We start from the raw sequence: 6,439 nt of genomic DNA on the forward strand, positions 1-6,439 counted from the left end.
CCTCGCGTCAGCGGGGGCCCGCTTTCTGCTGCCTCGCCTCCGCCACGATCGCACTGATCTTGGCGAGCATCGCCGGATCCAGACCGTCCTGGCCGCCGCGGGCCGCCAGGGCGAAGTCCTCGCTGCCGGCGCGCACGGCCAGCAAGCCGATGGCGTTCACGACCTGGCGCTCCAGTTCCTCGTCGCTCTGGAAGTAGAGCGGAGTGACCCCGAAGAAGTCCGCCAAGCCCTCCAGGACGACGCCAGCGGCGAGCCCGGCGAGCACCTCCGCGGGCGGAGGCGTGCCGGTGCGCAGGGCTTCCACGGCGGAGGCTGAGATCACCTCAACACCGGCGTACGCGTTGACGGCCGCCGCGATCTGGGCATCCGTCGGCCGACCGCCCGGGAACGTGGCCTCCCGCAGGTACGTGAGCTTCTCCGCGAGCGACCGGGGAACCGATGGGGCCGTGGGCGCGACGCCGAAGCTCCGGTCCTGCGCGGCCAGGAGCTGCTTCTCGGTCACCCCGTAGGCCTCGGCGAGGCGCTGGGCGTACGCCTCGGCGAGGCGTCGCACACCGCGCTCGGCGTTGCTGACGGGGATGGACGACTTGGTCCCGATCAGTGCCCCAGTGCTGCGCTGCGTATAGCCCGCATCGGCCCGCAGGTCGGCGAGGTCCGGAAGGCCATCCCTCGGGAAGAGCGTGTCGAGCGGCTGTCTGAGCGCCCGCGCGATGGCGGGCAGCCTCTCCGGTTGAGGGAACCCGCCGCTCTCCCAGCCGGCGACAGCGGACTGGTCGACATCAATGCCTTCCGAACGCCCAAGCGCCTCCTGGGAGAGGTCGAGCGCCCTACGGGCAGTGCGGAGCACCTGTCCGTCGAACTTGCGAGCGGGCATCCGGGGCAACTCCTGAAGCACGTGGTGGACGTCGTGGTGAACAGCCTAACGGACGGCCGATGCCGTTGGGCATGTTGTATGATCAGCGACATCGAGATGCTGGCTGCCCTTTCGGGTGGCGCGTCCCGCCCAAACAACCTTCGCCGGGCACCCGAGCCTGGCGCTTGCCTCGCCGGACCTGCTGTTCCCTTGCTACGCACGTCCGGCGCAGCCCCTTGGAGATACAGGTGAGTGTGGCACCCCTGGCCGCCGACAGGCCGCTCCGTTATGAGTATCGACACCGGAACATTCGGGAAGAGCCGATACCGTCAGGCATGGTGCCGGTTCAAGCCGCCGCCGCGGCCCGGCCGGCCGCAGCGACAAGCCACGCCCGGGTCTTCGCCCTCCAGGAGGCCTTCACGCGGCTCGGCGGCGGTGACCAGGGCGTGGTCGACCTCGCCGCCGCCACGGGCATACCGGACTCCACCGTGCACCGCATCCTCCAGTCAGGCGTGCCAGGCGGAGCCGTCGACCAGGTCCGCCGCGGCCGGTACCGGCCAGGGCCGACCATCATCAAGGCCGCCATCCATGCCATGGCGCACGTACCAGGCGCCGCGACGACCCGGGCCATCCTGGCCGACCTCCACGAACGCACCGGCGCCGCTGCCCTGCTCTTCACCCTCGCCCCCTTCGGAGGCCTGCGGCGACTGTGTACCGACTACGCATGGGGCCAGATGGACCCGGGCGAACTCAGCGTCTTCACCCACTCCCTGGTCACGCACTCACGGTCCCTGCGCACCGGGGCGAGCGGGAGGGCGATCCTCGCCCATCTCCCCGCACCGCTGCAGCGGCTCGCCTTCGACGAGGAACCGCCTAACAACGACGCCCCCGGAGCACTGCTGGACGACCAAGCCCTCGCGGCCTCGCTCGCAGAGATCCGGCGCACCGGATACGCGGTCGGGCGGGAGGAAGTGGCGCCCGGGTGGGACGCCATCGCGGCCCCGGTCGTGTGGGGCGACGTGGCCGTCGGCTCCGTTGCGCTCGCCAAGCCGGCGGGCGAGCCGGCCGACCTGGGTCGGCTGGCCGAGCACACCTGCCGCACCGCCCGGATGCTGAGCGAGTACACCTCGCGCCCCGCCCCTGCGGCCTGAGATCGGGCGGGATACGGCGCACACCGACAGCGCCTGGGGCCGATGGCGCCCCAGCCCCGCCGCCGAGCGCGGGGCACGCAAGGGTTTCGCGGGGCCAGGCGCGATCCCCATTCACCGCCCGGCCGACGGCTCTGAAGTTCGGCGCATCGAAGCCTCAGGAGTCTCTCTACTCGAACCTTCCCCATTTTGAAGTCGAGGCCAGAGAAAACCATCGATTCGGACAATGGGGTCATACTTCCATTTCGGCAAGGAACCCAACTCCTTGCCGATCACCTTTTCGGCGACCTGGAAGTTCAGAAGCTCTCCGGGTGGCCAGTGACGTCGAATGGGACTGGCGCCCGGCCATCGGCCGGCCGGGTCGCGGGAGAACGGCTCGAACTAAGCCCCTTCTTGACCATGCTCGCGCCACGCTCCATTTTGCCGCATTTCCCGCCCTGCGGGAAATGCGGCCAGAGAATCCATGATCGTTTCCCGCGTGGCGGGAAGCCGGATTTCTATCCGCGTAGATCAATCGAATTCGTTGACGCGTTCCCAGCCGTAAACATAGAGTCACTTCTGCGCCACAGAAATGGTGCAGCCGCAGGTTGCCACCGCATCCTGTCGGCGAAAAAGCATATGGCGCCCGGGAGCTGGAACTCCCGGGCGCCATGACGCCCGTGCTTGTCGCACGGCAAAACCAGTGCACCGGCTTGCTGTAGGAGGCTCGGCCGGCGCCACTCGCGCAGGAGGAAGTGTTACATGCCCGCGACCCCACGTACAGCCCCACGCAGAGAGGGCGCCGAGGCGCATCCCGCCGCCGTCACCCCGGGCGGATCCACCCTGATCTCCGAAGGCACCGCCCTGACGCTGCAGAACAGCGTCCTCGCCGTCTCGCCGGCCGCGAAGGCCGTGCTCGTCAGCGCGTCCGAGCCCGACAGCCCCCGGCCAGCTCGGGCCCACGACACCGATGGCTCCGGTGTCCTGCGGCCACAACAGTACGAGGAAGCCGTGGCGCGGTGGATCGCCATTGACCAGCCGCAGCGTGACCGGATGCTCCAGCACGACCTCGATCTCACCAGCGGCCTCCTCGCAGCCGCCCTTGGCCAGGTGGCGTGATGGCGGTCCAGGACGGGCGCATCCGCACCCACAAGCCGGAGATGAGCCGCGACCCGAAGCTCGCCGAGGTCTCCTTGTCCGCCGAGCGAACCTTCATATACATGCTCAACTACGTGGACGACCGCGGACGGGTCATCGACGACGCGGGAATCCTGCGCGGGCTGATCTGGAAGCGGAAGAAGAGCTGGGATGGCGGCATCCACACGACCGAGCGCGTCGAGGACGACCTGCGTCAGCTGGGTGACGTCGGCCTGGTGTGCCGGTACGTCAACCCGGCCGACAAGGGCGAGGAACTGCTGCACGTCATCAACTTCAACAAGCACCAGCGAATAGACAGGCCCAGCGTGAGCCGCCTGGCGCCGTGCCCGCTGCACCAGACCCAGGAAGCCGACATCGACATCCCGGCCCCGGACAAGCGGAGCCGGAGGAAGTCCTTGGAGCGGCCTGGACCACGCACCACGGACACCTCCGAGAGCACCGGCCGGACCAGCTCCGAAACTGGTGACCTCGACCGTCAGCAGTCGGACGGAGCGGTCCCCACGACACCCTCCACGACACCCTCCACGACACCCTCCACGAACGGATCCAGGATCACGGATCCTGGATCTATCCCTCCGGGGGGCGGCTGCGCCGCGCCCGCCCAGCCCCGTGCATCGGAGGAGCCTTCGGCCGAGCAGGTCGCCGCGATGCACCCGCACACCACCGGGGCCGGCGCCCTGCTGGCCGAGTACGTCCGCTCTTGCCCGCAGCAGCCCAGCGAGCGGTTCCGCGGGCACCTCGGCCGGGAGATCAAGCAGTTGCTCGGCACCGGCTACAGCGCGGAGCAGGTGCGCGCCGGCCTGCGGCTGTTCGCTGCGAACCCCAAGGGCCCCAGCGCCTTGGAGGGCTTCGTCCAAGAGGCGCTGGCCTCCGGCCGGACCCGTACCGGAGCCGCGTACCGAGCGTGGACCAACCCGGCCGCCGGGGCCTCCGCCTACGCCGGAGACCTGTGATGGCCGGACGCGACCGAGAACCGCGCCGTGCGGGCACCGGGCTGCAGGCCCTCGTCGAGCGGTTCACCCGCCTGGGGGTGGACCCTACGGTGATCGGGCAGCCTGAGCAGAGTCCGGCAGCTCAGCCGACCCGGGACGCGCTGGCGCTGGCGGCCAGCCGAATCCCCGTGCTGTTCCAGGACGCCGAGGCCGACCACCCGGAGGTCCTCGCCTGGGTGGAGCACGTCACCCAGGCCGCCCGGCGCGGCCCCGACGGCATGCTCGGCATCGCCCAGGCCCGCTCCCTGCTGCTGCTCGGGGAGACCGGCACCGGCAAGACGCACCAGGCGTACGGCGCGATCCGCACCCTGCTCGGCGCGGGCGTCCGCCTGCGGTGGCGCGCCGTCTCCTCCGTGTCGTTCCACGCGATGATGCGCCCCCGGCCGGGAGTCGACATCGAGCGCGAGATGCGGGCGCTGGAGAGCACCCCGCTGCTGCTGCTGGACGACCTCGGCGCCGCCAAAGCGTCGGAGTTCACCGAGGAGATCACGTACCGGCTGGTCGACTACCGCTACCAGCACCAGCTGCCGACGCTGATCACCAGCAACATCACTCCCGGCGAACTGGCTGGCTTCCTCGGCGACCGCAGTGCCAGCCGCCTGCGCCAGATGTGCCACAAGGCCGTCCTCGGCGGCCCCGACCGCCGCCGCGCCCCCCTCCACCACTGAACCAGCGCTCCTTCTGCGGGCCGGCACCGACGCCGAGCCCGGGAGCGCCCCTGCCCGCGCCCGCTGCCCACCCGCGGCGCGATGGAGACATCCCGAATGAACACGATCCGCGAGCTGGAACTCGCCCACATCATCGGCCTCAACCGCGGCAACCAGCACTGGCGTTTGAAGGCCGCCTGCGCCGCCCACCCCAAGCCTGACGCCTGGTTCGCACCTCCCCGCGCCGCCGCACATCACCAGGCGCTCGCGCTCTGCCGGCGCTGCCCCGTCCGCAGGGAGTGCCTGGAGGACGCCGTCGAGTGCCACGTCACCGACGGCATCCGCGGTGGCCTGACCAGTGAGGAGATCGACAGCCGCATCAGATTCCGTTTGGACAGTCCCAACTTCGCCCGGATCCGGGCCGTCCTGCTCGGCCAGCGGATACCGCTCACCGACCCGGAGAAGCGCGTCACCGTCCGGATCGCCCAGATGGTAGGCATCCCCTGGGAGGTCTGGTCCCCCGCCATGGGCATCGGCTACAAGGCCGCGTTCAAGCGCCGCCAGCAGGCCGACCTCGAACTCGAGGTCATTCCGGAGCACGAGCGGGAAGAGGAGTCCGCACTCGCCGACGAGCTGCGGCAGATGGTCGCCGCCTCGATGGCGGTGGCCTCGTGAAGTCCCGCCGCCCCAAGGTCTCCCCCTGGGACCTCGCAGCCGTCACCCTGCTCGGCGCGGCCGGCTTCGCCCTCAGCTACGACGCGCTGCAGCAGATGGCCCAGGCCATCCACGTCCGAGGCCAGTTGTCCTACCTCTTCCCCGTCGTGGTCGACGGCTTCATCGCCTACGGCGTCCGCGCCCTGGTCCTGCTCCGGGAGGCTCCCTGGGCCGCCCGCGCCTACACCTGGTCCCTATTCGCAGGAGCCACCGGCACCAGCGTCTGGGCGAACGCACTCCACGCCATCCGCCTGAACGACCAAGCACCCGACCAGGCGGGCGTCCTACGGCTCGGCGACCTCGCAGTGGGATCCCTGAGCACCATCGCACCGCTGGCCCTCGCCGGCGCCGTCCACCTCGGCATCATCGTCACGCGACACGGAGGACAGCAGGCCGCAGCCAGCCCGACCGAGCCCGCGCCCACTGCCGCTGCCCTCGCGGTGCTCACCCGAGATCACCCCGCGGGTCACGAGAAGCAGCCCGGGACAAGCCCGGTCCAGGCACCCTCTCTGACCGAGGCCCCCATCCGGACCGCCGTAGCGGAACTGGACCCCGCGCCGGACCGCGCAACCAGTCGGCGGTCCGCCGAGGAGAAACTCCGGGCCCACCGCCAGGGCACCCGCAGGCGCGACCGCTTCCTCGCCCGACTCAACCGCCGGCCGGTCCAGCCGACCGCAGCACCCGACCCGTCCGGGCCTGCCGACCACTCCGGTCCGCACGACCGGTCCGGTCCGCCCGGACCATTCAAGCCGTCCGGTCCGTCCGACCAACTCGGTCCGCCTCCCGGTCCGTCCAACCAGCCCGGTCCGTCCGCCGGTCCGCACACCAACACCACCGGTCCGTCCAACCAGCCCGGTCCGCCTCCCGGTCCGTCCAACCAGCCCGGTCCGTCCGCCGGTCCGCACACCAACACCACCGGTCCGTCCAACCAGCCCGGTCCGCCTCCCG

General features: G+C 70.7%; 7 protein-coding genes. 6 read left to right on the forward strand and 1 reads right to left on the reverse strand.

From position 1 onward, the window contains the following. Nucleotides 1-7: 7 nt before the first annotated feature. Nucleotides 8-874, reverse strand: a complete 867-nt coding sequence (locus tag ACFVUH_RS08130; protein WP_387911916.1) for a helix-turn-helix domain-containing protein — start codon at nt 872-874, stop codon at nt 8-10. A gap of 314 nt (nt 875-1,188) precedes the next feature. Between ACFVUH_RS08130 and ACFVUH_RS08135 the strand changes: the two genes are divergently transcribed. From ACFVUH_RS08135 to ACFVUH_RS08160, 6 genes are all read left to right on the forward strand, one after another. Further along, nucleotides 1,189-2,004, forward strand: coding sequence for an IclR family transcriptional regulator (locus ACFVUH_RS08135; RefSeq protein WP_387911917.1), 816 nt, complete (start codon nt 1,189-1,191; stop codon nt 2,002-2,004). 738 nt (nt 2,005-2,742) lie between these two features. After that, a complete protein-coding gene (locus ACFVUH_RS08140) occupies nt 2,743-3,099 on the forward strand; it encodes a hypothetical protein (RefSeq protein WP_387911918.1) in 357 nt (118 codons plus the stop codon). Then, nucleotides 3,099-4,091 carry a hypothetical protein gene (locus ACFVUH_RS08145; protein WP_387911920.1) on the forward strand — a complete coding sequence of 331 codons (993 nt, stop codon included), beginning with the start codon at nt 3,099-3,101 and terminating at the stop codon, nt 4,089-4,091. The genes ACFVUH_RS08140 and ACFVUH_RS08145 overlap by 1 nt, the downstream gene beginning before the upstream one ends. Further along, complete coding sequence (locus ACFVUH_RS08150) at nt 4,091-4,798, forward strand: ATP-binding protein (RefSeq protein ID WP_387911921.1); 708 nt, start codon at nt 4,091-4,093, stop codon at nt 4,796-4,798. Before ACFVUH_RS08145 ends, ACFVUH_RS08150 begins: the two co-directional genes overlap by 1 nt. Nucleotides 4,799-4,894: 96 nt before the next feature. Beyond that, the gene (locus ACFVUH_RS08155) at nt 4,895-5,452 is read left to right on the forward strand and encodes a WhiB family transcriptional regulator (RefSeq protein WP_387911922.1); all 558 of its coding nucleotides are present in this window, start codon (nt 4,895-4,897) and stop codon (nt 5,450-5,452) included. Next, nucleotides 5,449-6,439, forward strand: a 991-nt coding sequence (locus ACFVUH_RS08160; protein ID WP_387911924.1) for a DUF2637 domain-containing protein, incomplete at its 3' end; no start/stop codon positions are given. The genes ACFVUH_RS08155 and ACFVUH_RS08160, both read left to right, overlap by 4 nt.

The organism is Kitasatospora sp. NPDC058032 (genome assembly GCF_042885845.1).
Taxonomy (GTDB): domain Bacteria; phylum Actinomycetota; class Actinomycetes; order Streptomycetales; family Streptomycetaceae; genus Kitasatospora.

Excerpts from the sequence above, each read along its gene's own strand:
- ACFVUH_RS08130 (WP_387911916.1), bottom strand. The coding sequence starts at position 874 with ATGCCCGCTCGCAAGTTCGACGGACAGGTGCTCCGCACTGCCCGTAGG.
- ACFVUH_RS08135 (WP_387911917.1), top strand. The coding sequence starts at position 1,189 with ATGGTGCCGGTTCAAGCCGCCGCCGCGGCCCGGCCGGCCGCAGCGACA.
- ACFVUH_RS08140 (WP_387911918.1), top strand. The coding sequence starts at position 2,743 with ATGCCCGCGACCCCACGTACAGCCCCACGCAGAGAGGGCGCCGAGGCG.
- ACFVUH_RS08145 (WP_387911920.1), top strand. The coding sequence starts at position 3,099 with ATGGCGGTCCAGGACGGGCGCATCCGCACCCACAAGCCGGAGATGAGC.
- ACFVUH_RS08150 (WP_387911921.1), top strand. The coding sequence starts at position 4,091 with ATGGCCGGACGCGACCGAGAACCGCGCCGTGCGGGCACCGGGCTGCAG.
- ACFVUH_RS08155 (WP_387911922.1), top strand. The coding sequence starts at position 4,895 with ATGAACACGATCCGCGAGCTGGAACTCGCCCACATCATCGGCCTCAAC.